General features: G+C 55.7%; 22 protein-coding genes, 7 pseudogenes and 1 riboswitch. Of the genes and pseudogenes, 15 read left to right on the top strand and 14 right to left on the bottom strand.

Annotated features, from left to right (window positions below; translation table 11 throughout):
- Positions 1-52: 52 nt before the first annotated feature.
- Positions 53-1,399 carry a 16S rRNA (cytosine(967)-C(5))-methyltransferase RsmB gene (rsmB, locus tag JCM15764_RS07355; RefSeq protein WP_054694356.1) on the bottom strand — a complete coding sequence of 449 codons (1,347 nt, stop codon included), beginning with the start codon at positions 1,397-1,399 and terminating at the stop codon, positions 53-55.
- Positions 1,400-1,813: 414 nt separating this feature from the next.
- On the opposite strand from rsmB, the gene JCM15764_RS07345 reads away from it, so the two are divergent.
- Together JCM15764_RS07345 and cls are read left to right on the top strand one after the other, a co-directional pair.
- Positions 1,814-2,137: a thioredoxin fold domain-containing protein gene (locus JCM15764_RS07345; RefSeq protein WP_243688543.1), complete on the top strand. Its 324-nt coding sequence runs from the start codon at positions 1,814-1,816 to the stop codon at positions 2,135-2,137.
- A 165-nt stretch (positions 2,138-2,302) separates the two neighbouring features.
- Entirely contained in the window at positions 2,303-3,736 is a 1,434-nt protein-coding gene (gene cls / locus JCM15764_RS07340; RefSeq protein ID WP_054694120.1) for a cardiolipin synthase, read from the top strand.
- A 65-nt stretch (positions 3,737-3,801) separates the two neighbouring features.
- Here the strand turns inward: cls and JCM15764_RS07335 are convergent, their stop codons facing one another.
- The 5 genes and pseudogenes from JCM15764_RS07335 to JCM15764_RS27985 all read right to left on the bottom strand — a co-directional run bounded on the left by JCM15764_RS07335 (position 3,802) and on the right by JCM15764_RS27985 (position 8,314).
- The gene (locus JCM15764_RS07335) at positions 3,802-4,785 is read right to left on the bottom strand and encodes a DUF5684 domain-containing protein (protein WP_054694117.1); all 984 of its coding nucleotides are present in this window, start codon (positions 4,783-4,785) and stop codon (positions 3,802-3,804) included.
- 195 nt (positions 4,786-4,980) lie between these two features.
- A riboswitch (cyclic di-GMP riboswitch) is annotated at positions 4,981-5,058 on the bottom strand.
- Between the two features lie 79 nt (positions 5,059-5,137).
- Positions 5,138-6,019, bottom strand: coding sequence for a complex I NDUFA9 subunit family protein (locus JCM15764_RS07330; RefSeq protein ID WP_054694114.1), 882 nt, complete (start codon positions 6,017-6,019; stop codon positions 5,138-5,140).
- Positions 6,020-6,155: 136 nt separating this feature from the next.
- Positions 6,156-6,637, bottom strand: a pseudogene (locus JCM15764_RS07325) (YchJ family protein).
- Entirely contained in the window at positions 6,634-7,290 is a 657-nt protein-coding gene (locus JCM15764_RS07320) for a hypothetical protein (RefSeq protein ID WP_054694111.1), read from the bottom strand. Before JCM15764_RS07320 ends, JCM15764_RS07325 begins: the two are co-directional and overlap by 4 nt.
- A gap of 38 nt (positions 7,291-7,328) precedes the next feature.
- Positions 7,329-8,314: pseudogene (locus JCM15764_RS27985) on the bottom strand (NAD(P)H-quinone oxidoreductase).
- Between the two features lie 203 nt (positions 8,315-8,517).
- Between JCM15764_RS27985 and JCM15764_RS07310 the strand changes: the two are divergent.
- Entirely contained in the window at positions 8,518-8,994 is a 477-nt protein-coding gene (locus JCM15764_RS07310) for a ferritin family protein (protein WP_054694108.1), read from the top strand.
- Positions 8,995-9,054: 60 nt separating this feature from the next.
- Here the strand turns inward: JCM15764_RS07310 and JCM15764_RS07305 are convergent, their stop codons facing one another.
- A complete protein-coding gene (locus JCM15764_RS07305) occupies positions 9,055-9,507 on the bottom strand; it encodes an FKBP-type peptidyl-prolyl cis-trans isomerase (protein ID WP_054694106.1) in 453 nt (150 codons plus the stop codon).
- Positions 9,508-9,586: 79 nt separating this feature from the next.
- On the bottom strand, positions 9,587-9,805 hold the full coding sequence (locus tag JCM15764_RS07300) for a dodecin (RefSeq protein WP_054694103.1): 219 nt from the start codon (positions 9,803-9,805) through the stop codon (positions 9,587-9,589).
- A 132-nt stretch (positions 9,806-9,937) separates the two neighbouring features.
- Between JCM15764_RS07300 and JCM15764_RS07295 the strand changes: the two genes are divergently transcribed.
- Together JCM15764_RS07295 and JCM15764_RS07290 are read left to right on the top strand one after the other, a co-directional pair.
- Entirely contained in the window at positions 9,938-10,393 is a 456-nt protein-coding gene (locus JCM15764_RS07295; RefSeq protein WP_243688542.1) for an NUDIX hydrolase, read from the top strand.
- Positions 10,394-10,453: 60 nt separating this feature from the next.
- Positions 10,454-11,347, top strand: a pseudogene (locus JCM15764_RS07290) (RluA family pseudouridine synthase).
- Positions 11,348-11,370: 23 nt separating this feature from the next.
- On the opposite strand, the gene JCM15764_RS26280 reads toward JCM15764_RS07290, so the two are convergent.
- Positions 11,371-11,763 carry a cyclase family protein gene (locus tag JCM15764_RS26280; protein WP_279384323.1) on the bottom strand — a complete coding sequence of 131 codons (393 nt, stop codon included), beginning with the start codon at positions 11,761-11,763 and terminating at the stop codon, positions 11,371-11,373.
- 5 nt (positions 11,764-11,768) lie between these two features.
- Positions 11,769-12,047, bottom strand: coding sequence for a cyclase family protein (locus tag JCM15764_RS26275; protein ID WP_279384322.1), 279 nt, complete (start codon positions 12,045-12,047; stop codon positions 11,769-11,771).
- A gap of 203 nt (positions 12,048-12,250) precedes the next feature.
- Here JCM15764_RS26275 and hemH point away from each other — a divergent pair, with 203 nt between their 5' ends.
- The 8 genes and pseudogenes from hemH to JCM15764_RS07240 all read left to right on the top strand — a co-directional run bounded on the left by hemH (position 12,251) and on the right by JCM15764_RS07240 (position 19,770).
- Positions 12,251-13,210 (top strand): ferrochelatase, encoded by a 960-nt coding sequence (hemH, locus tag JCM15764_RS07280; protein WP_054694101.1) that lies wholly within the window; start codon positions 12,251-12,253, stop codon positions 13,208-13,210.
- Positions 13,211-13,396 (top strand): hypothetical protein, encoded by a 186-nt coding sequence (locus tag JCM15764_RS07275; protein ID WP_054694098.1) that lies wholly within the window; start codon positions 13,211-13,213, stop codon positions 13,394-13,396.
- A gap of 18 nt (positions 13,397-13,414) precedes the next feature.
- Positions 13,415-14,229: pseudogene (locus JCM15764_RS07270) on the top strand (AAA family ATPase).
- A 142-nt stretch (positions 14,230-14,371) separates the two neighbouring features.
- Positions 14,372-14,863 (top strand): prepilin-type N-terminal cleavage/methylation domain-containing protein, encoded by a 492-nt coding sequence (locus JCM15764_RS07265; RefSeq protein ID WP_054694095.1) that lies wholly within the window; start codon positions 14,372-14,374, stop codon positions 14,861-14,863.
- A gap of 12 nt (positions 14,864-14,875) precedes the next feature.
- On the top strand, positions 14,876-16,345 hold the full coding sequence (locus tag JCM15764_RS07260; protein WP_054694091.1) for a HAMP domain-containing protein: 1,470 nt from the start codon (positions 14,876-14,878) through the stop codon (positions 16,343-16,345).
- A pseudogene (locus JCM15764_RS27980) lies at positions 16,324-16,964 on the top strand (HD-GYP domain-containing protein). Before JCM15764_RS07260 ends, JCM15764_RS27980 begins: the two are co-directional and overlap by 22 nt.
- 48 nt (positions 16,965-17,012) lie before the next feature.
- A complete protein-coding gene (locus JCM15764_RS07245; RefSeq protein ID WP_054694082.1) occupies positions 17,013-17,597 on the top strand; it encodes a Crp/Fnr family transcriptional regulator in 585 nt (194 codons plus the stop codon).
- Positions 17,598-17,817: 220 nt separating this feature from the next.
- Positions 17,818-19,770, top strand: coding sequence for a TraB/GumN family protein (locus JCM15764_RS07240; protein WP_054694079.1), 1,953 nt, complete (start codon positions 17,818-17,820; stop codon positions 19,768-19,770).
- A gap of 161 nt (positions 19,771-19,931) precedes the next feature.
- On the opposite strand, the pseudogene JCM15764_RS22330 reads toward JCM15764_RS07240, so the two are convergent.
- Positions 19,932-20,374 (bottom strand): annotated as a pseudogene (locus JCM15764_RS22330) (M23 family metallopeptidase).
- Between the two features lie 1,225 nt (positions 20,375-21,599).
- Here JCM15764_RS22330 and JCM15764_RS07230 point away from each other — a divergent pair.
- Both JCM15764_RS07230 and JCM15764_RS22325 read left to right on the top strand, forming a co-directional pair.
- Positions 21,600-21,863 carry a hypothetical protein gene (locus JCM15764_RS07230; protein WP_054694076.1) on the top strand — a complete coding sequence of 88 codons (264 nt, stop codon included), beginning with the start codon at positions 21,600-21,602 and terminating at the stop codon, positions 21,861-21,863.
- Positions 21,776-22,920: pseudogene (locus tag JCM15764_RS22325) on the top strand (serine hydrolase domain-containing protein). The gene JCM15764_RS07230 and the pseudogene JCM15764_RS22325 overlap by 88 nt, the downstream one beginning before the upstream one ends.
- A 140-nt stretch (positions 22,921-23,060) precedes the next feature.
- Here the strand turns inward: JCM15764_RS22325 and JCM15764_RS07215 are convergent.
- From JCM15764_RS07215 to sfsA, 3 genes are all read right to left on the bottom strand, one after another.
- Positions 23,061-24,020, bottom strand: a complete 960-nt coding sequence (locus tag JCM15764_RS07215; protein ID WP_243688539.1) for a hypothetical protein — start codon at positions 24,018-24,020, stop codon at positions 23,061-23,063.
- Positions 24,021-24,031: 11 nt separating this feature from the next.
- Entirely contained in the window at positions 24,032-24,409 is a 378-nt protein-coding gene (locus tag JCM15764_RS29410; protein ID WP_243688538.1) for a hypothetical protein, read from the bottom strand.
- A 205-nt stretch (positions 24,410-24,614) separates the two neighbouring features.
- A complete protein-coding gene (gene sfsA, locus JCM15764_RS07210) occupies positions 24,615-25,310 on the bottom strand; it encodes a DNA/RNA nuclease SfsA (protein WP_054694066.1) in 696 nt (231 codons plus the stop codon).
- Between the last annotated feature and the right edge of the window lie 6 nt (positions 25,311-25,316).

The following is a 25,316-nucleotide window of genomic DNA, read 5'->3' as shown; positions in this document are numbered from 1 at the left end:
AAGTCAGAGAAAGCCGCCGTCTTAACAGTCCCCATATACTCATTGGCATTTCTCATTTTTTCTTTAATCTGGCAGCAAAAAAACCGTCCATGCCGTGCCGGTGTGGCCACGCCCGGAAAAATCCTGCCGGGGTGAACAGCTCGGCCAAGTCGGGAAAGAGCAGGCGCAGATTCTCGATGACGAACTCATCATGGCGCGAAAGGAACGCCTCTATCACCGCCTCATTTTCCTCGACTGCCGTGGAACAGGTGGCATAGAGAAGACTGCCCCCTGATTTGAGGTGCCCGGCCAGGTTTTCGAGCAGCGTTCTTTGACCCTTGGCAAGATCTATAACATCGGCAGCAGACTTCCACCACTTCCCTTCAGGGTTGCGCCTGATGACACCAAGTCCCGAACAGGGAGCATCCAGAAGGATTCTGTCAAGTGGACTCCGTTCGAGGGTTTTCAGAGGTCTTGCCGTATCGAGAAGAACTGTCCTTATGGATGAAATGCCGAGCCTGGCGGCATTTTCATCAACGAGCTTGAGCTTGCGGCCAATCACATCACAGGCAAGGATCTCGCCACGGTCACCCATCAGCTGTGCCAGCTGGGTCGACTTCCCCCCTGGAGCGGCACAGGCATCCAGCACCCTTTCCCCGGCTTGCGGGCCGAGAAACATGGCAGCCAGTTGCGACGATTCATCCTGAACGAAAAACAGGCCATCCCGGAAAGACTTGAGCCGCGACACCGACCCGGACAGGTTGATGCGGATAGCCATGGGGGAAAATCGGCCGGCCTCGCACTGCACCCCTTCTGCCGAAAGGATCTCCATAAGCTGTTGCCGGGTCGTTTTCAAGGTGTTGGTTCTGACGGTAATGGCAGGGGGCTCGGCCATGGCCCTGGCCAGCATCTCGGCCTCATCCAATCCCAGTTGCCCGATCCAGGCCGCTGCCAGCCAGACAGGGTGTGAATAGACGGTGGCCAGATAGGCAGCCGGATCTATTTCCCTGTCGGGATAGGAGATATGATCCCGTTCCCGATCCGCATTGCGCAGTACCGCATTGATAAAGCCCGATGCCCGCGGCACCAGCACCTTTGCCAGTTTTACCGTCTCATTAACAGCTGCGGAAACGGGCACCCGGTCCAGGTAAAACATCTGATAAAGGCCTATGCGCAGAAGCAGCAGCACTGACCGTTCCAGCCGCTCCAGCCTTTGGCTCGAAAAACGCCTGATGATATGGTCGAGGGTAGCCTGGCGTCGAAGCACCCCATATACCAGCTCGGTAAGCAGCCCCCGGTCGGGGCCCTGCAGAGCTCCTGCTGACAGCTCCCGGTCGATCAGGATATCGGCGTAGGATCGTTCCTTGTCGATGCGCAGCAGAATTTCAAAAGCGGCACTACGTGGATTTGAGCTGGACACCATGACTCCGTATGTATTACAGGATTTGAAAAACGTGATGAGAACCCACAGCGCCTACAAGTGCCCATATGCAAGGCTCAAATGAGCGAGGAGACGAAACGTACCTGATGCATGTTGAGTTCCCGAGCGAACGGCAACAAAGCAGATCGGCCCGGCAGAAGTTTTTCGAAGCACTGTTAGTTGAAAAGCGAACTGCATTATATGCATTCCCTGCAAAACTGCAAGGCTGCAGAGACATTTCTTGACATCACCTTGACTGACGTTAACCTTTTAAGGATAGTTCACCAAATACCGGGAGGTCCCGCCATGATCCAATGGGAAAGCGACATCAACAAGGCCCTCGCCCGCGGGCAGGCTGAAAAGAAATGCGTGCTGCTGGATTTCTTCAGCCCTGGCTGAATAGGCTGCAAACAGATGGGTGCGGTTTCGTATCCCAATAGCAATGTCATCGATTTTGTCACATCACGGATGATTCCCTTGCAAGTACCTGCCGACGGGCAGGTGGCCAAGGATTTCCGGGTGGGCTGGACGCCGACCATCGTCGTTCTCGATCTTTACGGTAAGGAGCATCAGCGCACCATAGGTTTCCTCCCACCGGAAGAACTGGTCCCGTCCCTGCTTCTCGGCCTCGGCAAGGCCGACTTCGACAACGGGGATTACAACGATGCCATTCTCCGCTTCAATGAGGTCCTTTCAAGCCACAGGAACAGTGGCGCAGCTCCGGAAGCCTGTACCTGACAGGTATCAGCCGTTACAAGACAAGCCACAATGCCGGAAACCTGAAAGAGACCTACCAGCGTCTTGCCGCCGAATATCCGGCCAGCGAATGGGTGAAGAGAGCTTCGCCATACAACCTGCTTTAGCAGGGCTTCCATGATATGTTCTTGATTTGAAGGAGGGGTATTGGATCACGTTCTGGTTGGTCTTCTTTACAGCTCGCTCGCTGCGCTGGGGCTGGTTTCCGCGGGTCACGCCCTGCTTTTGAAACGTGACCCGCGATCTGCCCTGGGTTGGATCGTCGTCTGCCTCACCCTACCCCTCTTCGGGCCGCTCCTTTACTGGAGCATGGGCATCAATCGCATCTCGCGGAGAGCGCGCCAGTGGCTGGAAAGCGGGCAGAGACTGGCGGGATGGGGGAATTTCTCCCTGGGCAGAAAACAACAGAAAGCCTGTTCCCTTCCCCCAGGCACCGAACATCTGCAGGAACTTCGCTCCCTGACCGACCGCGTCGTAATAGCCGATCTTTTGCCGGAAAATCGGCTCACCCCACTGGAAAATGCCGAAGGCGCCTACCCAGCCATGCTGGAAGCAATCAACAGCGCCACTAGCACCATCAACCTGAGTACCTATATCTTCGATGGCGACGCCACCGGCCGGAGATTCGTTACGGCACTGACCGATGCAGCGGAGCGGGGGGTCGAGGTGCGGGTCATCATCGACAGCCTTGGGGAGAAGTACTCGCGCCCCACGGCACGTAAGCTATTGAAAGGTTCAAAGGTGGAAGTGGGCAGATTCCTCCCATTGCGTCAAGGGGGCTATGTCAACCTGCGCAATCACCGAAAGATTCTGGTGGTGGACGGCAAAAAAGGCTTCACCGGCGGCATGAATATCGGCGACCGGCACGTTACGGAAAGGGTCGGCGGCCCTGCAATCGTCAAGGACATGCATTTTATGGTGGAGGGGCAGGTGGTAAACGATCTGCAGCGGACTTTTCTCGAAGACTGGTTCTTCGTCACCGGAAACCTGATCAACGATGAAAGGTTCTTTCCCGCCATTCCGGCGGCAGGCGATGCCATTGTCAGGGCCGTAAGCGACGGACCGGACAAGGAATTCAGAAAGCTGAACTGGATCATCATGGGAGCCCTGTCCTGCGCCCGGGACAAGGTGCGGATCATGACCCCCTATTTCATACCGGACCGGCCGCTGATCTCCGCCCTCATCACCACTTCTCTGCGTGGCGTGCAGGTGTCACTGGTGCTGCCGGCGCGAAACAACCTTCCCTTCGTCCATTGGGCTACCCGGGCCTACCTGTGGGAACTCCTGCAGCACGACATCAGGGTCTACTACCAGCCTCCACCATTCGTCCATACCAAGCTGCTGCTGGTGGACGATATCTGGAGCCTCGTCGGTTCAGCCAACCTGGACCCGCGCAGCCTGAGATTGAATTTCGAGCTCAACCTGGAGGTCTATGACAGAGAGTTGGCAAGACAACTTTCGGATAGGTTCGACAGGACAGTGGCCGCCTCCCAGGAAACCACCCTGGCAGAGGTTGACGGCAGAAGCCTGCCGGCAAAGATTCGTGACGCAGTAGCAAAGCTGGCATCGCCTTACCTGTAATTAATAAATATCCAGTTCGGCAACTTCTTCCTCCAGGCCGCAGTGACTTGCCTATGGCAGTCTCTCTACCCTTCATACTGCGCACCGCCAAAGGCGAGCATCGGGAAGAAGAACATGGGCAGAAAGAACAGCCCAAGGCCATACACGACACCTCTGCCAAATCGTTGCGCCAACGAGAGCATGGCCAGCAGGTAGATGATGAAGCCTACCACGGGAATAAAGAGAAGAAACATCCACCACCAGGGCTTGCCGGATATTTCCATCAGGACATACATGTTGTAAATGGGGATGATACTGTGCCAGCCCGGTTGGCCTGTTTTTACATAAACCACCCACATGGAAATAACGATCAGCAGGGTAAACACAAGCAGAAATAACAGTATCTTGATGCTCAGCCCCCTTGATTGCGCCCTTTGCTCCGGCGGCACAGCGTTTTTCTGCGCCTCGACCGCCTTTTTCAACAATTCAGGGTCCTGCTTCTTGATTGCCTCAGCCATCATTTCAGCGGCTTCCTTCATCTTTCGTTCTTGCTCCGCCTTATCAGTGGGTGAAGCAGGATCTGCCGGGGCTGGTTGAGTCGTTTCCGGCTGCACCGGCGATGCGGGGGCAGGGACAGTAGCCGTAGCCGGGACCGGATTGGGGGCAGGTACTGTGACAGCCACAGGCTGGGCCTGTTTCATGGCTGGCGCAGGAGCGGCTACAGGGGTCTGTGCAGCTGCTGCGACAGGAGCGGCAGGAGGTGCAGCAGATTCTGCTGCCTGATTCACAGCGCTGGGTGGCACAGCAGCGTGGGCGATTTTTTTTCTTTTGATCGGTTTAGGCTTTTTCCTGGTCTCCGGGAAAGTACGCTTCAGATCTACCTCGTTTCGCTCGAAATCCAGTACAACGTCCCGGTTTACCTTGACGATAACCTGATTTCCCCTCCGCCAGAATGACTCGCAGTCGATAATACTTCCATCCTTGAGATAGACCTGCTTGCCGAGACATACTCCAGCGAGCATCAGCCATGCCAATAAAACCAGAACCAGATTTCTCGATAATGCGCCCATGATACCCTCCCGTACCGCTATGGCCAAGTTTTACGTCCCGGCCGAAAATGGTGAAAACTGTCGCCTTTTCCTGAGATGTACCACTTCGAGGGCAGCAGCTCGTACTTCCCGCTTTCCAGTGACGATCAGCGCGAACAAGTCACGCCAGATAAAAAAACAGCCCATTTCCGATAGGGTGGGCTGTTTCTCATCGACTTCGGCGGCCCCTCTTTCCAGGCTTCTGGACAGGTAGCTTTGCGTCGCACGATTACCCGTGCTTTGCCTTTTCGTCAATCAATTAGGAAATTAATGAAATACAATCAACATCATCTATTGTCAATCAAAACTTCTTCACGGAATATCAAAGCTGTTTTCAATGCAGATAGCCGCGGATGCCGGTGTCGAAGTCCTGGGGTTCGAATCCGAACGTGTCACGCCAGGCCCCGTCGCAAATGTTTTCTTCAATGAGCATGAGCAACTGGTCCATGGTGATGGGAAAGGCTGGAATATTCTGGAAAAGGGGAACTACCAGTTTCATCAGCACCAGCGGGTTGGGAATCTTGCTTACGTGGGATTTGCCGAGGGCTCGTCCGATGCAATCAAGCAGATCGTTATAGCTGAGACGGGTGCTGCCGCACAACTCATAGGTCTTGCCGATAGTCTCCGGCATCTCCAGCGCCATGGCAAAACAGCGCGCCACATCGTCTCCGGCAATTGGTTGCAGTCGGTATTTGCCGTCACCGATGACCGGCACCGCCGGAAGATTCCTGATCATCCCGGCCAGCTTGTTGATGAAATCATCCTTCGGGCCAAAGACGATCGACGGCCGAAAGATAGTGTAATCAAGTCTGGAGTCCCGCACAAATTGTTCGGCCTGGTATTTGGTCCGGTGATACATGGAAGTAGCACCCTCCCTGGTTCCCAGCGCCGACATCTGCAGGTACCGTTTGACTCCTGCCTGCTTCGCCGCCTCCACCTGATTTCTGGTGGCTTCCACGTGCAGTCGTTGAAAAGTTACCCCCCGCGAAGGAAACTCGCGAATGATCCCTACCAGGTTGATGACGGCATCGCACCCGGCAAAGTGCCGGACAAAAGTCTCCGGCCGGGTCACATCCCCATCCACCTGCTCTACCCCCGGTTCATAGCTGTCACTGGGCCGGTGAGCCAGGAGCTTGAGATGATGCCCTCTTTCCAACAATGCTTTCCTCAAATGTCCGCCGACAAATCCCGTACCGCCGCTGACAAATATATTCATTGCTACCTCCTGACAAGTGCCGCTGACGAAAGATATTGTATCTCACTCATCAAGCATTGCCAGTTGATGACATAACAATAAAAAACCCCGTTACAAAGGACGGGGTTAGTAATGGAGCCATGGGAAGATGTGCCATTTATTTGCCGCAACACTTCTTGTATTTCTGGCCGCTGCCGCAGGGGCAGGGATCATTGCGTCCCACCTTGCTGCTGACCAGGGGTCTGGCCGGTACGACCGAGCCGTCGGTAAAAAACCACCGTCCAGCATCCTTTTTGAACTCTGCCAGCTCGTGATGGGTCTTTCTCGCACCCCTCTCACGAAAGCGGGCAATGAATTCCACCGCCCCAGCAGTGTCAGCAGCCCCCCCTTTTTCGGTGGAAACGATTTCCAGGCCATCCCAGACAGATTCTTCAGCCACTGCCTGGTTCCTTCGGGATCAAAATTCTGCCGGTGCTCAGGATGGGTCGTCTCCAGGATGTAATCCGTTTCCACCTTCACGTAAGCCGAATAGCGGGACCGCATCAACTGTTCTGCCGTCTCCGCCTGCCTGGCTCCATTGATCAGCGGTTGGCAGCAGTTTTCATAGGTGCTGCCCGATCCGCAGGGACAACTGTTCATGACATCTCCTCTTTCTTTGGTTTTTGTTCCAGATAGGGCCGGAGCAACGGATACTCCTGGAAGAAATCAAGCAGAAACTGGTTCCATCGGGTGTAAGCCTCTCCCTGGCGATCGGTCGCCGCCACATACCTACTGTACAAGTTGTCGTAGGCATCCATTTCAGCCTTTCTTCCAACTCTGAGGGCAGGCATATTCGACTTTGAGTATTCCAGCATATCGTTAAAGGCTTCAAGATATGCTTTTAGAGCCTCTTCATACCCCTTGTAGCCAACATCATTCAACTTAGCCAGCGGAAGGAACATCTCCAGGCCACCCGCAACCAGCTTTTCTTTATTTACCGTCAGATAACCATTCAGTTCTGCCAGTTCCCCGCTTGTCCTAGCCATCATTTTTTCACTCTGTGCCACCTGTGCCAAAACTTTGTTAATCCGGAAGATGCTTGATATTTCTTCACTGCTGTTCAGCTCGTCAAGTGATTTCTGCAGTGCCAGTGAAGCCTGCTGATAGCGAGAACAGCGATCTTTTATAGCATCGGTATGGATAGTTTTGTCCAGGTCGTCGAGAACCTTGACTTCGGCGGCATGAAGCGGCACAGACAGGACAAAGGAAAGCGTCGCTGCCATAGTAATGCAGAAGGTTTTAATTGCTCCCATGGTAGATATCCTCAATACAGGTCTGAACTGCTGGCAGGTCAGGCTCCGATTTTCAGCACAATCTTGCCGAAATGCTTGTCCTCTTCCATCATCCGGTGGGCATCCGCCACCTGGTCAATGGTAAAGACCTTCTCGATAATCGGAACAATGGTCCGATCGGCGAATTTCGGCAGCGCCCTTCTGGTAAATTCAGCGACGATCTCCCCTTTTTCGCTCACCGGCCGGGAACGGAGCACCGAACCGATGATCTGCTGTCTTTTAACCATCATCAGCGCCAGGTTGAGCTCAGCCTTGATGCCGCTGGTGACGCCGATAATGACCAACTTTCCCTTGTAGGCCAGGGAGTTCATGTTGGGGGCCAGATACTTGGCGCCAATATGATCCAGGACCAGATCGACCCCTTTCTTGCCGGTGTACTCCTTGACGATCTCGCTGAAATCCGGAGTCTCGCGGAAATTGATCAGCAGGTCGGCGCCAACCTCCTTGACCCGCTCCATTTTCTCCGGAGAAGCGGTGACGATGAGCCTGGAAGTTGGGGCCAGTGCCCGGCAAAGCTGGATACCCGCCGTGTTGACGCCGCCACCGCGCATGGAGAATGGCGGTCTGACCATCTTTGAATTCGCCCAGCATGAAAATATTGAGGAAAGCCGTAATGTAGGATTCACAGACGCAGGCTGCCTCTTCAAAGGTCATGGATTCAGGGATCGGCATCAGGTGCTTGGCATAGGCCACTGCATACTCGGCATAACCGCCGCCACCAACCAACGACATGACCCGGTCGCCCACTTTCCAGCCGGCAACGTTCGGCCCCAGTGCCTCGATAATGCCGGAAACTTCCAGGCCGAGAATTTCCGAATCACCCGGCGGAGGTGGGTATTTGCCTTCACGTTGCACCAGGTCGGGACGATTGATGGAAGTGGCCATGACCTTGACCAGCACTTCGTTTTCCTTTGGTGTGGGTTTATCCACCTCACCCACCTGAGTACCTCGCGCCACCGAAACCTTCCAGTAATACTGCTTTCATAAATCCCCCCGAAATTTATTTTATAAAATCTTCTGCAATACCTTGCCTGATGGTAAAAATGCTTTTTAATATCATCGTATACAAAAAGGTGTCAACCCTTAACAAACTCATGCAGCGTTTAATACTGACATTGCCTCTTGTACTTAAGACAGCGTTATGTTAAAAAAGGTCCACTTATCGTTCAATGAGAGGGAGGCACGACCATGGCCGAGCAAAACCAGGTATGTTATACCTTTGAAGCCGCCATAGAGATGGCTGTAACAATGGAAGAAGAAGGTTTCCGCCACTATCTTGAGGCCATTCGCAAGGTGGCCAATAAGGGAGCCCGCGAGATTCTCAAGGATGCGGCGCTGGATGAACTTGAGCACAAGCATCAGCTGGAAAAGGCCTTGGTGGAAGGAAGCATGGGATCAGGCAATCAGTTGAGCCAGCCGGTGAAGACCATGAACCTGACTTATGTACTGGCAAAGAAGGAACTGAGCCCCAATTCCGACTCCAGGGAGGCACTGGCCTATGCCATCCACCTGGAAAACGGTTCCATCGATTTTTACAAGCGCATGTCGGAAGGGTGTTCAGGAGCTCCCATGGCGGCATTGTTCGAGCGGTTGCTTGCCGATGAGACCCGCCATTTGCAGTCGCTGGAAGATCTCTACGAAGAGCACTTCATGACGGAAAACTAGAAGCTGCCTCAGCTCCACGAAAAAGGGACAGCCATCCGGGTTGTCCCTTCTCTTTTGCCCTCAGCCGATCTCCACCAGCCGGATATCGAAGTTAAGATCTCTTCCCGCCAGGGGGTGGTTGGCATCTATGGTAACCTGGTCGTCGGTCACCTCGGTTATCACCACCTGAAAAGCATTACCATCTTCCTGGGTCACCTCAAGATGCTGGCCGACCTCCGGCAACATGCCGGCCGGGAGTTCGCTGCGAGGCACCTGGGCGACCATTTCCTCTACCCGCTCGCCATATGCCTCTTCCACCGGTATGTGTACAGAACGGGTCTCATCGATGGACATGCCCTCCACAGCCTGGTCAAAGCCGGGAATGACTTCTCCCGCACCCACTGTGAATTCCAGAGGGCCGGAAGAACAATCGCAGTCGCTATCGCCACATTCTGAAGAATCGAAAACCGAACCATCTTCGAGCTTTCCCGTATAATGAACCTTTACCCGGTCCCCTTTCTTTGCCTGTGCCATAGTATCCGCCTTTCATGATAGGTTTTTAGCTTGCGACAATACCAGATCGTACACCGCTTTTCCACTAGTTTCACACCGGTCACTGCTTCAATTGAAAAGCCGCTTTCAGGACAACCTGGTACTCGCTGACCTTGCCGTCAGCCCCCACGTGGCCGTGAACCTCCTCCACCTCAAACCAGGAAAGATTTTCCAGGGTTTCCCCCGCCTTTTGCACCGCAGCTTGGATGGCCGCCTCGATACCGTTTTTTGAAACGCCGATTATCTCCACTTTCTTATAGATCCGGTCATTACCGTACATGGCTCCTCCCTGGTTTATAGTTAATTTCATTTAATAGTAGCATTTGCCCATGATCTGTAAAGGAATGGGGCTTCACTTCAGGGACGAATAGTGTTATGAATCCTCACATGCAATATCCCTGCAGGAGCTGATATGGAAACTGAGAATAGAACCATTGTCTTCAATGGCATTGTGGTCAATATCGAGCAGATGGAGGTAAAGATCGGTGGCAAAGGCTGGCACCGCTACCAGGTTGTCCGCCATCCGGGCGGCGTCGCTATTCTGCCGCTCCATGATGACGGCACGGTAACCTTGATCAGGCAACTGCGCCCGGCCACCGGCGGCTTTACTCTGGAAATACCCGCCGGCCGCCTCTGCCCCGGTGAAGAACCCACCAATTGCAGTCATCGCGAGCTGATGGAGGAAACGGGTCTGATCGCCACCAATCTGAGGCCCCTCGCTTTATCCATTCCTCCCCCGGCTTTCTCGATGAGGTTATCCATCTCTTCCTTGCCACCGGTCTGTCACAAGGAAAGGCACAGCCGGAGGACTATGAGGATATCGAAGCCGTTCGCCTGCCCATGGATGAAGCCCTGGAGATGGCACTGAATGCAGAATCGCCGATGGCAAGACCATTGCCGCTCTGTATCGGGCAAAAGGAAGGGACAAATGATTCTTAAGGCCTCGGTTTCAGCTGAATTGGCAGGCATGCGTCTGGATGATGGGGCCAGGCAGCTCTTTCCCGACCTTTCCAAAACCCAGATCAGGCGTATTATCGACTGGGGAGGCTGCACCATCTCGGATGCCTTGGTGCGGGTTGCCTCAAGGCAGTTGCGGGAAGGGGACCTGATTTCCCTTGGCGTGATGGAGCCTGAGCGGTGCGTGGAAATAGCCTATGGCAAAGAAGACCTGCTCTACGAGGATGGAGGCTACCTGGCCATCAACAAGGCGGCCGGCCTCAACAGCCAGCGCACCCCATACCAGCTGAAGGGGACGGTGGAATATGCGGTGGACTGCTACCTCAAATCCCTCGGCTCCAAGGAGCGGCCCGGGTCATCCACCGTCTCGATCGCGGCACCTCGGGGTGATGTTTTTCCCGAAGCACAAGAAGGCCGCCACCCATATTTCTTTCCTGCTCAAGGAGGGAACGGTGGAAAAGGTCTACTGGGCGCTGGTCGCAGATGTTCCTGAGCAGGACCAGTGGACGGTGGACGCCCCCATCGCCAAGTTGAACAAGTTCCGATACGGGGTGGCCCTCCCTGGCCGGGAGGCGCGTACCGCCTTCCGAGTCATCGCCGCCGGCAAAGGGGCAACCCTGATCGAGGCCCATCCCTTTACCGGACGGACCCATCAAATCAGGTCCATCTCGCCCACAGCGGCCTGCCGATCATCGGCGATGCCACCTACGGCGGCGACCATGCCCCCCGCATGATGCTTCACTGCCGGACCATGGCCTTCACCTCCAGGGAGGGAAAGGAAATCAGCGCCACGGCCCCGCCCGATGAGGCTTTTCGCCAGGTATGCCGTGATTTCGGAATTGAGATCGACCAGTTCCAGTCATAAATCGCCCTGTGCTCGACAACCGTTCAGGCAATGGGCCACTTGCTGGTATGTGGGTCGAACCCGCCCTCTGCAGCGCCCTGGCGGCTGATCAACACCGCCCTTGCCGGAGCGCCGTCCCCGTCCGCTATCTTCAGAGGCAGGCAGATCAGCTCGTAATGACCCGGTGGAACCTCCTCCAGCTTGAGCCCTTCCAAAATTAGGGCATCATTGCGCAGGAGCAGGCGGTGGACCTTTGCCTGCCCATCCTCACGCTCTATGGAAAGCGAATCGATGCCCACCAGCTTCACTCCCGACTCCAGCAGAAATTCTGCCCCGTCCTCCGTCAGATAGGCAGCTTCCTCCGAATATATGCCAGCGGCACCTGCCGAAGAATTATCCGTCTTCAGCAAAACACGTTCTTCACCCTTGACCGGCAACCGCTTCAGCTGTTCCCGCTGATCGCCGTAACCCCTGTTATTTCCACCACAACCACCTTTCCCATGAGAAGCGACAGTGGCAACAGGTCGACCGATAAACCATCTTCAAAACAATGGCGAGGAACATCAATGTGGGTACCGGTGTGGCTGCACATGGAGACGGCTGAGACATTGGCAGGTTCACCCAGATCAAGGCGCATTACAGGCTCAATGCGCACCGGCGGATCGCCGGGATAGGCCGGCAGTTTGTCAGAAATTGTCTGAGAAATGTCGTAAATTCTCATCGCTGCACCTCCGCAGTCTTAATCCGGAATAGGCACGCTATTGCTTCCGTTACACATCAACAGTATACACGGCACGGATCCTTTTGCGAGAGCAAAGGTCAGCCCCCCGGCGCCTCTCCCCATGCATTTCTTGACAAATCCCCGGTCATATTGCTTAATACCCTTTCATGCATACAGCCTGCAGCTGCTGAAATGAGGTAGCCATGTCCGAAAAAACCGCCGTAGTTCTCCTGCAAATGGGGGGACCAGACTCCATCGCCGCTGTCGAACCGTTTCTGTTCAACCTCTTTTCCGACCGGGAGATCATCAAGATCGGCCCCGCCCTTCTCCAGCCGTTCATTGCCCGCTTCATCTGCCGCAGACGTGCGCCGAAGGTGGAGGCATATTACGAGCAGATAGGGGGCAAATCGCCCATACGGGAGCTGACCGAGGCCCAGGCCAAGGCACTGGAAACGGAACTGGGGGATGGTTACCGCGCCTTTGTCGCCATGCGCTACTGGAAACCGACCACCATCGATGCCCTGGCCGCCATCAAAAGAGAAGGGATCTCCCGCGTCATCGCCCTCTCCCTTTACCCCCACTATTCAAGGGCCACCACCGGCTCCAGCATCAACGAGCTGAAACGGGTTCTGGGACAGGCAGGGGTCAGTTTCCAGGTCAGTTATATCGACCGCTTTTACGACCATCCCCTTTACATCGAGGCCCTTGCCGAAAAAATCGAGGAAGGTCTCTCCCAGTTCAGCGATCGCTCACGGGTAACGCTGGTTTTCTCAGCCCATTCCCTGCCCCAGTCCTTTATCGACGACGGTGATCCCTACCTTTCCCATATCCAGGCCACGGTGCGCCTGGTCATGGAACGGCTGGGCAACGTCGATTACCACCTGGCCTTCCAGTCCCGGGCCGGACCGGTCAAGTGGCTGGAACCGTCCACCGAGGAAATGATGAAGCGGCTGGCTGAGGAAGGGCGGAAGGAGATGCTCATGGTGCCACTCTCCTTCGTTTCAGACCACATCGAGACCCTCTACGAGGTGGATATCCAGTATGCAAAAGAGGCGAAGCAGCTGGGGATCGATAAATTCCGCCGCTCCCCGTCCCTCAACTCGTCACCACCGTTTATCCAGTGCCTGGCGGAGCTTGTAAAAAGTGTAAAGAGTGAAGGGTGAATGGTGAAACAGTGCCTGATCTGCAAAAACATATTTGATGAAGAGGAAGCCGGCCGGTCTGTTTTTGCCGAGGCCGGTGAATGGCTGGCGGGCGAGGTCTGGGACGATGCGGGAAAGCTGTGCACCCAATGCCTGGAAAGCAGAGCGATGCTATCCATGATGTACCTTCACGAGAAAAACACCTGAAAAATAGCTGGAGATAAAATGGAACATGTAACCATTGACGGTATCAATCTGAGCCTCGCCAATCCGGTGGAGCTATCCCTGAAATGGGTCGGCCAGGGGGAACTTCTGAAGCAGCTCCTGGCTGCGTGGATGGTCATCGACGAGCGAGATATCCCCTTCAATCCCCGCCTGATCGGCAAGCCCGGGGTAGGCAAGACCACCCTCGCCTACGCCGCAGCCACAGTCTCAACCGACCGGTCTACCTCTTCCAGGCAACCATGGATACCCGGCCGGAAGACCTGATCGTCACCCCGGTGATCGGTCCCGACGGCAAGATTCAATATGCCGCTTCTTCCCTGGTCTCGGCCATGGTTGCCGGCGGCATCCTCATCCTCGACGAGGGCAATCGCATGAGCGAAAAGGCCTGGGCCTCCCTGGCGCCCCTCCTGGACGACCGCCGCTACGTGGAGTCCATCATCACCGGCCTGCGCATCCCCGCCCACCGTGATTTCCGCATTGTAGTCACCATGAACGAAGATGCCTCCACCTTCGAAGTGCCGGAATACATCCATTCCCGCCTCCAGCCCCAGATCTACATCGACTTCCCCGAGGCGGACGAGGAGATGATGATCCTCAAGGAAAACCTCCCCTTTGCCGCCGCTTCCATCCTCAGGTATGTGGTCGATTTTCTCCAGCGTGCCCACGCAGCCGACGAGCTTTACTCGGTACGGGACGGCATCAACATCGCCCGCTATGCCCTGAAGATGATGGCCGCCACCGAGAAGGAGCCGAAGGCTCTGCTGCCCCTGGCGGTGGAGCGGATTCTGGGAGAGGAGGCGCTAAGATACTTGTAGGCATTGAGACTCCGCCCTTTCCCTTGAACGATTCACCTCAGCACCCGCCCACTTACCCGCCAATGAAATACAATTCAAGCACAACCTGCCTGAACCCGATAAGTCCATACAAGCGAAATGTCCCTGGTATGGAGTTATCAGAATGTTGCAGGTGCTGTCCATACGTCTACGAATGCCTTCATTTCTCGAAAGAGGCTTCACGCTACTCGAACTACTCGTCATCATGTCTGCCGTCGCCATTCTTGCCGCCATCGCCACGCAAGCCTATTCCACTTACATCCAGAAGGCGAAGGTGGCCATAGCGATTGTCGAAATCAGAGGACTGGAGAAGGATATCAAAATGTTCCTTGACGATAACTACCGCCTGCCCATGGACCTGAACGAACTGGGAAGAGGGAGCCTCCTCGACCCGTGGGGAAACCCGTACCAGTACCTGAACATCGCCAACGGCGAAATCAAGGGGAAAGGCTCGCTCCGCAAGGATCGCAACCTGGTTCCGATCAATTCCGACTACGACCTTTACAGCATGGGAGCGGATGGTCAGTCTCTCCCTCCACTCACGGCCAAGCCCAGCCAGGATGACATCATCCGCGCCAACAACGGCGCCTATATCGGGCTGGCTTCCTTATATTGAGCGGTAGATGCCATGAATCGTCAGCTCTTTTATTATCTGCACAGCATAGTGGCCCGCCGTATACTCGGCCTGTTCGTCCTTTGTGCCATGCTGCCCACCGCAACGCTCGGCATTTTTACCCTCAGCCAGGTAGCCGATAAACTTCGGGAGCAGGCCCATGAACGTCTGCACCAGGCCAGTAAAAATGTCGCCATGACTATCGTTGAGGGGTTGACCTTCCTCAAGTCCGAGATGGAAGAACTGGCTGCATCGAGGGGCAAGAACGCAGGTCTTTCACATCTTGTGGTCTCAAAGCAGGGGGGCAACCCACTCCACCAACGCTTCCTGAGCCTCGCCATTTTGCAGCCGAATGCAGAGACCAAGGTGATTTTCGGCAAATCGTGCCCGCTTCCCCCCTTGAACGAGCCGATTCTCAAGCAGCTTTCTTCCGGCAAAGCTTTCATCTACGCCGGTCGCACCGACAGCCCTACCCCTGTTTTCATCGCCATTGCCATCGGCAGAGGGACTGCTCCCCGGTTCCTGGTTGGCGAAATAAATCCGGATTATCTCTGGGAACGGGTAAGTGATGCATTGCCGCCACTGACCGAAGCAGCGATCATTGATTCCGCCGGCACAGGACTCTATTGCTCCCCTCTTTTTCCATCGGCCGCCATCGCCCGGTTTAAAAACGGGCAGCAGCCTGCTTTCGGTCAATACGAACTGCCCGATGGAGCCGACACCCACTTGGCCAATTATCGGTCAATTTTTCTCAGGGGTGCCTTTCTCACCGATGACTGGACTGTCGTCGTCACCCAGTCCAGGACAGACGCCTTCATGGCGCTCACCAAGTTTGCACGGACCTTCATACTCATCCTCGTGTTGACTCTTCTGGTGGTCTGTTACCTGAGCAGCGTGCAGATCCGGCGGAGCCTCGTTCCATTGGCAAGGCTCAAGGAAGGGACACGCCATATCAGCCGTGGAGATTTTGCCAGCAGAATCGAGGTCAACAGCGGTGATGAATTTGAAGAGGTTGCCGACTCCTTCAATATCATGGCGGAACATCTGCGGCGACAATTCGAAACCCTGTCGGGAACGGGACAGATTGTCCGTACCATCCTTACCGCCCTGGAACGGAAAAAGATCATCGCTGCCGTTGTCAACAATATGCAGAGTGTAATAGGATGCGATCAGGTTGCCCTGTTTCTCCTGGAACCGGGCCTGAAAGACACGGCAATAGCTTACCATAGCAACGCAGGTGGCGAAAATCCTGCCTATACGGTCTTTCCCCCAGATGAACTGGATCTACTGGAGAAGACTCCTGAGAGCCTGCTGGTGGGGCCGGGTGAATTCTCAGGGCTGCTTTCCACTGTAGGGGGAGGTGGCCTCATGGCGCATGCACTTCTGCCGATACGTCTCCATCAGAACATCGGTGGAATTTTGGTTCTTGGGTATCGTGAAAAACCGGATCGACCCAGGAAGATTTGCTTCGCGCCAGGCAGATAGCGGATCAAATTGCCGTTGCCATAGTCAATGCCGATCTGATCGACGAACTGGCTCAACTCAGCTGGGGGACCCTTACGGCCTTGGCTCGGGCCGTAGATGCCAATTCCCCGTGGACTGCCGGGCATTCTGAGCGGGTAACGGAATTGTCACTGAGAATAGGGAAAGCGATGGGACTGTCCCCGCAGGAACTGCAATTGCTGCATCAGGGTGGACTGCTCCACGATATCGGCAAGATCTCCGTCCCTGGTTCAGTTCTCGACAAACCGGGAAAGCTTACGGAGGAAGAGTTCGCTTGATACGGGAACATCCGGCCAAGGGAGCCCTGATCCTGGAGCCTATTCCCCCCTACCGGGAAGTCATTCCCTTGGTGGAACAGCACCATGAATGGTTCAACGGGGAAGGCTATCCCCTTGGCCTGGCTGGGGAAGCTATTTCGCTGGGTGCCCGCATCCTCGCCGTTGCCGATGTCTACGATGCTCTTCTCTCCGACCGGCCTTATCGGCCAGGCTGGGAGTCCCATCGGGTGCTTGCCTATATTGAAGAGCGTGCCGGGCACCAATTCGATCCTGCGGTGGTGGAGGCTTTCCTGACAATATGCGGTGATGCAGTCCCGGCATGATGGAGAAGGCCTTTCAGGCAGGGTCATCAGGGAGAGTCATCAGGTGAAATGAAGGCATCAATCATCGATGGAGGAAGACTCACCGGGACCGGCATCGATTCGGCAGGAAATAATGGGGGATTTGTCATGGATAAAGGTCCATCTGATGCAATTCTATCTGGGTGCGAAGAGCTTTTCTGGCCCCTGGAGCGAAGGGGGGAGGAACTGGAACGGAACCAGTGGCTGTCTGATCTCGGTTGGCCCGAGATTATGGCACTTGCCTCTTACATGTCCCCATACAAGATCCCCACTGGAACGGCTGTTTGCAGGGAAGGAGACCGGGAGGTCTTTCTTTGTCTCATCTGCGATGGCGTTATCGATGTGGTAAAGGAGGATTCCAGCGGCTGCGCCAAGGTGCTGACCAGCATCAGCAGGGGGAAAACCATCGGGGAGATGTCACTTATCGACGGAGAGCCGCGCTCCGCTACAATGATTGCCCGCAGTGATGCAACCCTTCTGGTCCTTAAGCTGGCAGGCTTCCGTGACCTTGCCGAGGTTCACCCAAGGCTTTACGGGAAGCTGGCAGAGAAAATCGCCCGCGTTCTCAGCCAGCGCTTGCGCCAGACCAGCGGCGCATTAGCCGAATATATCTAGTTTCCATCCGGAAACTCCGGATGAGAAACTAGTGGTTTCCGATTCGGAAAGAGGGGATTTTTTGTTCTGGCAAGTAAATCAAAGGCTTGCGCGGAGACGTACATCGGTACGTCGCACAAGTAAGCCCGCAGATTGACGCCGCCAGGGCAGAAAAGAACCCTTTCCGGATGGAAACTATCTAGTTTGCATTTCGAAACTAATATGCGAAGATCGAAAAATCATGGCCCACAGACTCCACCTTGAACAGTTCGGCCCCGTATCTGCCCTTCCCATTCTCCACTACCGGATGGAGTTCGCCCACCTGGTGCGTGAGGCGGTGGCCCGACTTAAGCCTGACTGCATCTGCATCGAGCTTCCACCGACCCTGAAATCCCACCTGCTGCGAACTATTCGACGGCTACCGGAAATCTCCGTTCTCAGTTACGATTCCAAGGGGGGAACCGTATACCTTGTCATCGAGCCAGCCGATCCCCTGGTAGAGGCAGCACGGCTCGCCCTTGAGCAGGATATCCCACTGCATCTGGTGGACATCGACCTGGACGATTACCCGCTCCACCAGGGAGCGCTGCCTGATTCCTACGCCGTTCATCGCCTTGGGTTGAAGGCATACTACGATGAATTCAGGAAGGCCGGCAGCACTCCGCCGGGCAAAGAAGACCTGCTGCGGGAAAAGGGAATGACCTTTCAGCTGCAGCAGCTGGCAAAGGAACATGGACGAATTCTCTTCGTCTGCGGCATGTATCATCTGGAGCGGGTGAAGGAATTTTACGAGCGGCCCCAGGCAGCGCCATTGTCACGGGTGCGCCGGGACGATGTCCGCCTCTGGAATCTCCATCCCGACTCCTGCAGGGAGGTCCTGGCCGAATATCCCTTCCTTTCCGCGATGTATGACCTTCGCCGCGGCCCACTCCCTCCCGAGCCGGAACAGTCAAACCTGTCCTTGCGCAAACGCTTCAACGCCCTGGAGCTGATCGGCGGCGGAAAAACGGAGATTCCGGAAGAGGAGGCGTTGCGCCAGGCGGTGTTGCGAAGCGTCCACCACGTGGGAGGTGAGGGAGAAATGCCTGACCGCCAGCGGATCATGCTCCGCCTCTTCCAAGAAGCGGCCCGCCATTACCGGCAGGAAACCGGCGAGCCGGTCCACATCTGGCAGAAGCGGGCCTTTTTCCGCTTTGCCCGCAACTATGCCCTGGCTGGCGGCAGTCTTCTCCCCGACCTGTTCCAGATGCTCACCGCCGCCCGTTCCTGCATCGACGACAATTTTGCCTACGCCTTTTACCGCCTGGCCACTTTCCCAATGTGGCAGCAGGAACAAAGCGACCTCCCCACCGTCCGGCTGACACCCGAGGACCTCTGGTCGGGCAGCCGCCGCATCAGGTTCAGACCTCGGGAACAGCGCCGGGGCAAGGGACTGTCACCGCTGGCCTTTCTCAGGCGAAAGAAGGAGAAGCGCCCCGGCGAGTGGCTGGAGGGATTCGACAACCAGTCCATCTGCTCCTATCCGCCTGAAGATCTCATCATCGAGGACTATGGCCATTTTCTCAAACAGAAGGGGGCAAAGCAGCTCTCGGAAGAGCAGAGCCGGGTCGAGCCCTTCTCGGCATCCATGCTGGACGGCATCGACATGCGCGAGACCTTGCGCAACCTGCACGAGGGGAGGATCTATGTGCGGGAAAACCAGAGGGTCAAGGGGGGTGTCGGCGGGGTGGTGGTGGTGATCTTCCATGAAGACAACGGCAACCAGCGGTTCCCCTATCACATGACTTGGCTGGGGGAACATGCCCAGGAATCGGACATGGCTTTCTATGCCACTTCACCCGATGACAACATCGTCGGCCCCGGCATCTGCCGTTGCGAATATGGCGGCTTTCTCCTTTCCTATCCGCCGCGAAGGATGCTCGACGTCTGGAGCGATGGCGATTATGCCTTTGCCCGATGCAAGTCGGAGGTTCTGCTGCTGGCAGCCCTGGACTATTCACCGGAAAAGCACGTGGTCTATGTGGCAGCCCGCCCGCCGCGCAGCTATTTCCGGCAGATTGCCGCCCGGCTCGGCAAAAAGATCGTCTACATTCCCCTTGGTTCCTTGTCGCCGGTGAAACTGAAACGACTTCGAGTTTTTCATGTTCTCTACGGGCATGACAAGCGGGAAATTGCCAGGGATTTTGTTTGGTAGCCGGAAGCCAAAGGTCAACAGAGGCTGCCGTGGCTTCACCCCCCTCAGCCCCCCCCTATGGAATAGGGGGGAAGCGAATAACGTGAGCAGGGGGGTCCGCAGCTGGGGCAACCAAACGAACGGAGAAGCCACAACAGCCGGCGATTTCAGGAAAATCTGGCCTACTTCCCTGCCGGCGTTTTCACCAACTCCAATTTGCTGCTGACGTTGTTTTTGATCCAGGATGGGTCCCACCACTCTATGGGATTGACCGACTGCCCGGAAACCACCACCTCGAAGTGCAGATGATCCCCGCCGGCCATGCCGGTGGCCCCGGTGTTGCCAATCATCTGCCCTTTTCCACGTTGTCTCCCTCCTTGACCCCGATCCGGCTCAGGTGCCCATAGATGGTCTGCAGCCCCATGCCATGGTCGATGATGATGCACTGTCCATAAATGCCCAGGTCACCGGCAAACACAACCTTGCCCCGGTTGGCCGCCGGGACCTCCGCATGGGCCAGTGAGGCCAGGTCGAAACCGAGATGGGTCTGGGTATCCACCTCTTTCCCTTCATAGACATAGATGCGGGTCTGGGCAAAGCCTCCCAGGGGGGCAGCGTTCGGCATGCGTAGAAAGATGCCTTCCCAGAGTGGAACGGACGAGGTTTGACGGCTCAGGTCCTGAATCGTCTTGCGGTCCTGGGCGCGCACCTCGCCGTTTACCTTGAGGAACAGTTCCAGGGGTGATGCAGCCTGGGGATACCTGTCCTTGAACTCGGCAGCGATCTTGTCCACAAAAGCCGGGGTCAGGTTGATGCGGTCAGGCGGAAAATTCTTGCCGATAAGGTGATAATTGATCCCCGCCACCCGCTCGTTGCCGGCTCTATCCACCGCCGTGACTCTTGGAATGAATTGGTTGGGGTCCATGTCATAGGGAAACGGAAAGAGACAGGCATAGTTTTCTCCCCCCTGCCGGTAGCCGGGGTAAAACTGATTGCCGATAACAACCCCGGTCTTTTCCACCTCTTTCGATACGGTATAAACCACCAGCCCCGCTCCGCCGCGGGTAATATTATGGGCAATACTCAGGACAGCCACTGCCGGAGGCTTGTTTTCGAAGGTGAAGGCGAATTGTTTGCTTGTGGTTCTGTCAGCGCCAAATCGCGGAGCGGAGTTGGTCGCCCTCACCTGCAGAGTGAACGGTCCCTCTTTCAGGCCTGACTGGAGCAGGTTGACATTTTCCGTGGCCTCATGTGATTTTCCGGCGTAATCCTTGACCAGCACATTGACCGTCTTTTCACCCTGAACGGCGGCAATGGTCAGCCGCTTCAGCACCCCACGCCCTGCATCCAGCTTAACCTTCAGGTCCCGCCTGATGGCAACCGGCCCGTTTTCCGGGGTCAGCGAGATGGTCGGAGCCGGCGATCCCAGGAAATAGAAGAGCGCGAAAGCTATTACAACGAGAAAGAATACAGGAAGGATAAGAGTCAGCCTGTTCATTATTACCCCTTTTGCTGCTGGCAATTGAGATGGACGCCTGCAAGATGCTGTAATTACCGGTATTATACCAGACACAGGCGCTGCTGCCAGTGAAAGGCGCACTGGCTTGTTCTTTGACGATGCGGGGAGATTGACTTTATTTGTCAGCCATGCAGGGAAAAATGTGATGGCGGTCACCTGATGGCCACTGGTGTTCCTGTATAATCGCCAGCAGATAGCCAGCGGTGGCGAAAACCTTCCGGCCCGGAAATTGCTTTCTACAATATATTGCGGGATGAGGAGTCAGTTCATCTCGTTCCAAAGCCTTAAAAGTAAGACGATCTACCGTTGAACTGCTGCAAGAGGGTCCATCATGCGCCTCATCCGAATCTATCTTATCGCCCTCATCCTCTCCTGCATCACCCTTTGTACTGCCTGGGGTGAACAGCTTGACGCCAACCGTTCAGGCACCATAGACCTGCTCCTGGAACGGGCCATGGACAAGAACCTGATCTCGGGCGGGATCGTCGTTATCGGCGACCATGCGGCATTCTCTACAGTACCGCCCGTGGTGAAATTAACAGGGCCGGCTCGGAAAAGCTCACCGACCACACCATGTTTGATCTCGCTTCCCTGACCAAAGTCATCGCCACCACTCCGGCAGTGATGAAACTGCTGGAGCAGGGAAAGATCTCCCTCCTTGACCCGTTGACCCGCTGGTTCCCCGAATTTGCCGGTACCGGCCGGGAAGACTGCACCATCCTCAATTTGCTGACCCATACCTCAGGACTCAACGATTTCGATCTGAGCAGCGGCGATGCCATGAAAAGCGCCCTTCACAAGGCAGCGGCAGAAAAGGCTCGTTCCCGCGCCGGCACCAGCTTCAACTATGCGGACATCAACTTCATTCTTCTCGGGGAACTGGTGCACCGGGTCTCGGGAAAGACGCTGGATGCCTTCTGCCATGAAGAGCTGTTCTCTCCCATGGGGAATACCGCCACCATGTTTTTGCCACCACGGGAACTAGGCGACGCCATAGCCCCAACCTTGGGTTTGCCGGAGGGGTCGTCCAGGACATGAACGCCCGCCGCCTGGGGGGTGTTGCCGGCCATGCAGGTCTTTTCAGCACCGGACAGGATCTGGCCCGTTTCGCGCGCTTGGTTCTTGGAGGGGGAATCATAGAGGGGAAGCGCATCCTTTCGGAGCGGGTTGTCAATCAAATGACCGCCCCCTACTTTTACTCCAACGGCAGGGTCGTACGAGGGTTGGGATGGGACATCGAATCCCCTTTCGCGCGAAGGTCCCTGTTTTCCGAGGTCTCCTTTGGGCACACCGGCTACAGTGGCTCTTCCATCTGGATCGATCCCAAGCAGGACCTGTTTGTCATTGTTTTGACCAATCGCCTGAACTACCGGGACACAAGCGCCTTCAACCAGTTGAGGCGCGATATCTCCACCATTGCCGCAGCATCCTTCACCGTAGCCGACGACCTGCTGCGCCTGACAGGGCCTCTGGAAGTGGCACGAATAACCGCCGAGCTCATGCGTCCGGCCCTGGCCACGGTAAAGCCACCGGCACGAAAAACCAAGGTCAGGCTGCTTGCCTATGCCTCCCAGGCGCGCTCACATCACCAGCCAGCCAAAAAACCGGGTAAGAAACACCGCCATAAATCAGGCAAAATCCGCCGCGTCTGAAGTGCATGCCTCTACCCTGCCCTTTTCCCATGTAGCTGATAATCAAGGCTGCGCCGGAGCACAACCTTGATATATTAACCCCAGCTATCGGCTCTAGAGCGATTTCAGGTATTCGACCAGATCCCGCTTTTCATCAGCAGTCAGGGCAAGGTTAAAGAAGGTATTGTAATGATTGACCACGTCGAGCAAAGTCTTGAATCTGCGTCGTGGTAGAACCGGCCCTTGTTCTCCGCCTTCATGAACTTTCCGTTTTCCCTGATAAAAAGCCCGGCAAGATTCATGGTCTTGTAAACCTTATCCGGCGAGCGATCGGCCTGGAAGCTGTCTATGCCGATGTCCTCAGCCCGGTGCGCATTCCATCCAGGCTCTGTCCATAGAGGCTCCTTGTGGCAGTTGGTACACTTCGCCTTGCCGCTGAACAGCTCATCCCCGCGCTTGGCAGTATCCCCGTTGAAATCAACCCCCGCTTGCGGTTGGGGCGAAGGTAATGCCAGTTGATAGAGATGCAGGGCCGGCAGTTTACTGGTAACCTGGTCTTTGTCAGGGTCCACCGTCACATGGCCGAGTTTGTTGGCCACTGCCACCGGGAATCGCGAGGCGATGTCAGGGAACTGCGCCGTATCATCCAGGCGTGGATCAAAGAAGTTCCCCACACCGTGCATTTCCAGAACGGCAACAAATGCATTCCAGTAAGGGACCGACCCCCAGGCGCCGGTCCAGGTATGAAGGTTGAAACCTGCCATGTCGAAGGCATTGGGGATCCGGGTCGCTGCCGTAGCCCCATCGGGCCTGAACCCTTTACCATCCAGGATCAGCTCTGCATCGAATTTTCCAGGCCCCCATGCCCTCAGGACCTTGCGTACATCCTGCTGGGTGATCTGTTCACTGCCGGGGGCCGATTTCAGCAGCTCGACAAAGGGCGAGAGGTCGGGAGCCAGGGCGACGATCTTTCCCACGTCCAGATCATGATTGGCCCAGCCGTCCAGGCGCCGACCGATGCCGAATGTCAGCGAGTTATCGACGGTGGAATGGCACAGGGCACAGGTAATACCCACCGACGACAGCCGGTCGCCAGAGAAAACGCCCTTTACCCCAACCACTGCATTCAGCTTCAGAAGCGCCAGGGTGGTCGCCGGATCGGTAGATCAACCGTGCCGGCTCGAAGTCTTTGCACCAATGTGTCAGGGAGGGCATTCACATCCACTTTCAGTCCCAGGTCCAGGGCCGCTTTGGGAGTGAGTCCAGTGCCCACTCCTCCCAAAGTTGCCCCGGCTATGGCACGATGCAGCTTGAGTTTCCCCCCCCAGAACTGCTCATCTCCAAAGGTGTCGAAACGGAATATCTCTGCCCCCTCTTTGATTTTGCTTTGGCCATTGTCCTGCACTATCTGCAGCTGCTCCGTCTGATTCTGTGCTTCCGCAGGGTGTGAGGCAACTAACGCACCAAAAGCAACGAATGTAGCAACTACTTTCATGCACTTTTCTTTCATCGGTTACCTCCCTTAAGAATGTTTACTGCGCAACTCTCCTTTCAATCATTATTTAAAACTAATAAATGTCAAGTTTTTGGCATCTCGTTGCAATAGCTTACTCAGTTTCAAGCCCTTATCTGAGCCGGTTTTAAATGTATTTCAACAGTGGAGGACTTTGGAGATGGATTTGAGAGGGCATAAAACTTGTAAAAACGAGGAAATACTACAGCAGGAGGGCTAAGCGGCGCTCGATGCAGATGGATTCGATGCTGACATGGGCCTGGTAGGCAAGGAGCTCGACGCCGCTGGCTGCAGCCAGGCGCAACAACCGGCCGTATTCCGGGTCGATTGCATCGGCCGGGGAGACGGAGCTGCAGTCCGGGCGCTGGACAACGAAGAAGTTCACCGCCCGGTGCCCCAGCCTGACCATCTCCATCAGCTCCCGCAGGTGTTTCTGCCCCCGCACCGTCGCGGCATCGGGGAAAAGTGCCCGGCCATCCTCCATCAGGGTCACATTCTTCACTTCCACATAGCAGAGTTCGTCACCCCTGCTCAGCAGGAGATCGATGCGGCTGTTGATGCCGTAACGCACCTCGGGCCGAATGGAGTGATAGCCCTGCAGCTCTTTTATGACACCACTTTCGATGGCCTTGTGTACCAGCCGGTTGGGCAGGGAAGTATTGATGCCGATCCAGCAGTTATCGGCCTTTACCAGCTCCCAGGTGTAGCAGAGCTTGCGGCCCGGTTTGTCACAACGGGAGATGAAGGCAGGACTGCCTGGAACAGCGCACCCTTTCATGCTGCCGGAATTGGGGCAATGGGCAGTGACAATTTCGCCGTTTTCCAGCTGGAAATCGGCGAGGAATCGCTGGTAGCGGCGGATGAGAACTGCAGGTATCAAGAGGGGCATCAGGTACATCGACAG

This window comes from Geotalea toluenoxydans JCM 15764 (assembly GCF_001311985.1).
GTDB lineage: Bacteria > Desulfobacterota > Desulfuromonadia > Geobacterales > Geobacteraceae > Geotalea > Geotalea toluenoxydans.
This window is presented reverse-complemented; position numbering and strand designations above follow the sequence as displayed.

Excerpts from the sequence above, each read along its gene's own strand:
- JCM15764_RS07335 (WP_054694117.1), bottom strand. The coding sequence starts at position 4,785 with ATGGGCGCATTATCGAGAAATCTGGTTCTGGTTTTATTGGCATGGCTG.
- JCM15764_RS07310 (WP_054694108.1), top strand. The coding sequence starts at position 8,518 with ATGGCCGAGCAAAACCAGGTATGTTATACCTTTGAAGCCGCCATAGAG.
- JCM15764_RS07330 (WP_054694114.1), bottom strand. The coding sequence starts at position 6,019 with ATGAATATATTTGTCAGCGGCGGTACGGGATTTGTCGGCGGACATTTG.
- JCM15764_RS26275 (WP_279384322.1), bottom strand. The coding sequence starts at position 12,047 with ATGAGAATTTACGACATTTCTCAGACAATTTCTGACAAACTGCCGGCC.
- JCM15764_RS29410 (WP_243688538.1), bottom strand. The coding sequence starts at position 24,409 with ATGAAAGAAAAGTGCATGAAAGTAGTTGCTACATTCGTTGCTTTTGGT.
- JCM15764_RS07305 (WP_054694106.1), bottom strand. The coding sequence starts at position 9,507 with ATGGCACAGGCAAAGAAAGGGGACCGGGTAAAGGTTCATTATACGGGA.
- JCM15764_RS07300 (WP_054694103.1), bottom strand. The coding sequence starts at position 9,805 with ATGTACGGTAATGACCGGATCTATAAGAAAGTGGAGATAATCGGCGTT.
- JCM15764_RS07275 (WP_054694098.1), top strand. The coding sequence starts at position 13,211 with ATGGTGAAACAGTGCCTGATCTGCAAAAACATATTTGATGAAGAGGAA.
- JCM15764_RS07345 (WP_243688543.1), top strand. The coding sequence starts at position 1,814 with ATGGGTGCGGTTTCGTATCCCAATAGCAATGTCATCGATTTTGTCACA.
- JCM15764_RS07320 (WP_054694111.1), bottom strand. The coding sequence starts at position 7,290 with ATGGGAGCAATTAAAACCTTCTGCATTACTATGGCAGCGACGCTTTCC.
- JCM15764_RS07265 (WP_054694095.1), top strand. The coding sequence starts at position 14,372 with ATGTTGCAGGTGCTGTCCATACGTCTACGAATGCCTTCATTTCTCGAA.
- JCM15764_RS07230 (WP_054694076.1), top strand. The coding sequence starts at position 21,600 with ATGCGCCTCATCCGAATCTATCTTATCGCCCTCATCCTCTCCTGCATC.
- sfsA (WP_054694066.1), bottom strand. The coding sequence starts at position 25,310 with ATGTACCTGATGCCCCTCTTGATACCTGCAGTTCTCATCCGCCGCTAC.
- JCM15764_RS07240 (WP_054694079.1), top strand. The coding sequence starts at position 17,818 with ATGGCCCACAGACTCCACCTTGAACAGTTCGGCCCCGTATCTGCCCTT.
- JCM15764_RS07260 (WP_054694091.1), top strand. The coding sequence starts at position 14,876 with ATGAATCGTCAGCTCTTTTATTATCTGCACAGCATAGTGGCCCGCCGT.
- JCM15764_RS07245 (WP_054694082.1), top strand. The coding sequence starts at position 17,013 with ATGAAGGCATCAATCATCGATGGAGGAAGACTCACCGGGACCGGCATC.
- JCM15764_RS07295 (WP_243688542.1), top strand. The coding sequence starts at position 9,938 with ATGGAAACTGAGAATAGAACCATTGTCTTCAATGGCATTGTGGTCAAT.
- hemH (WP_054694101.1), top strand. The coding sequence starts at position 12,251 with ATGTCCGAAAAAACCGCCGTAGTTCTCCTGCAAATGGGGGGACCAGAC.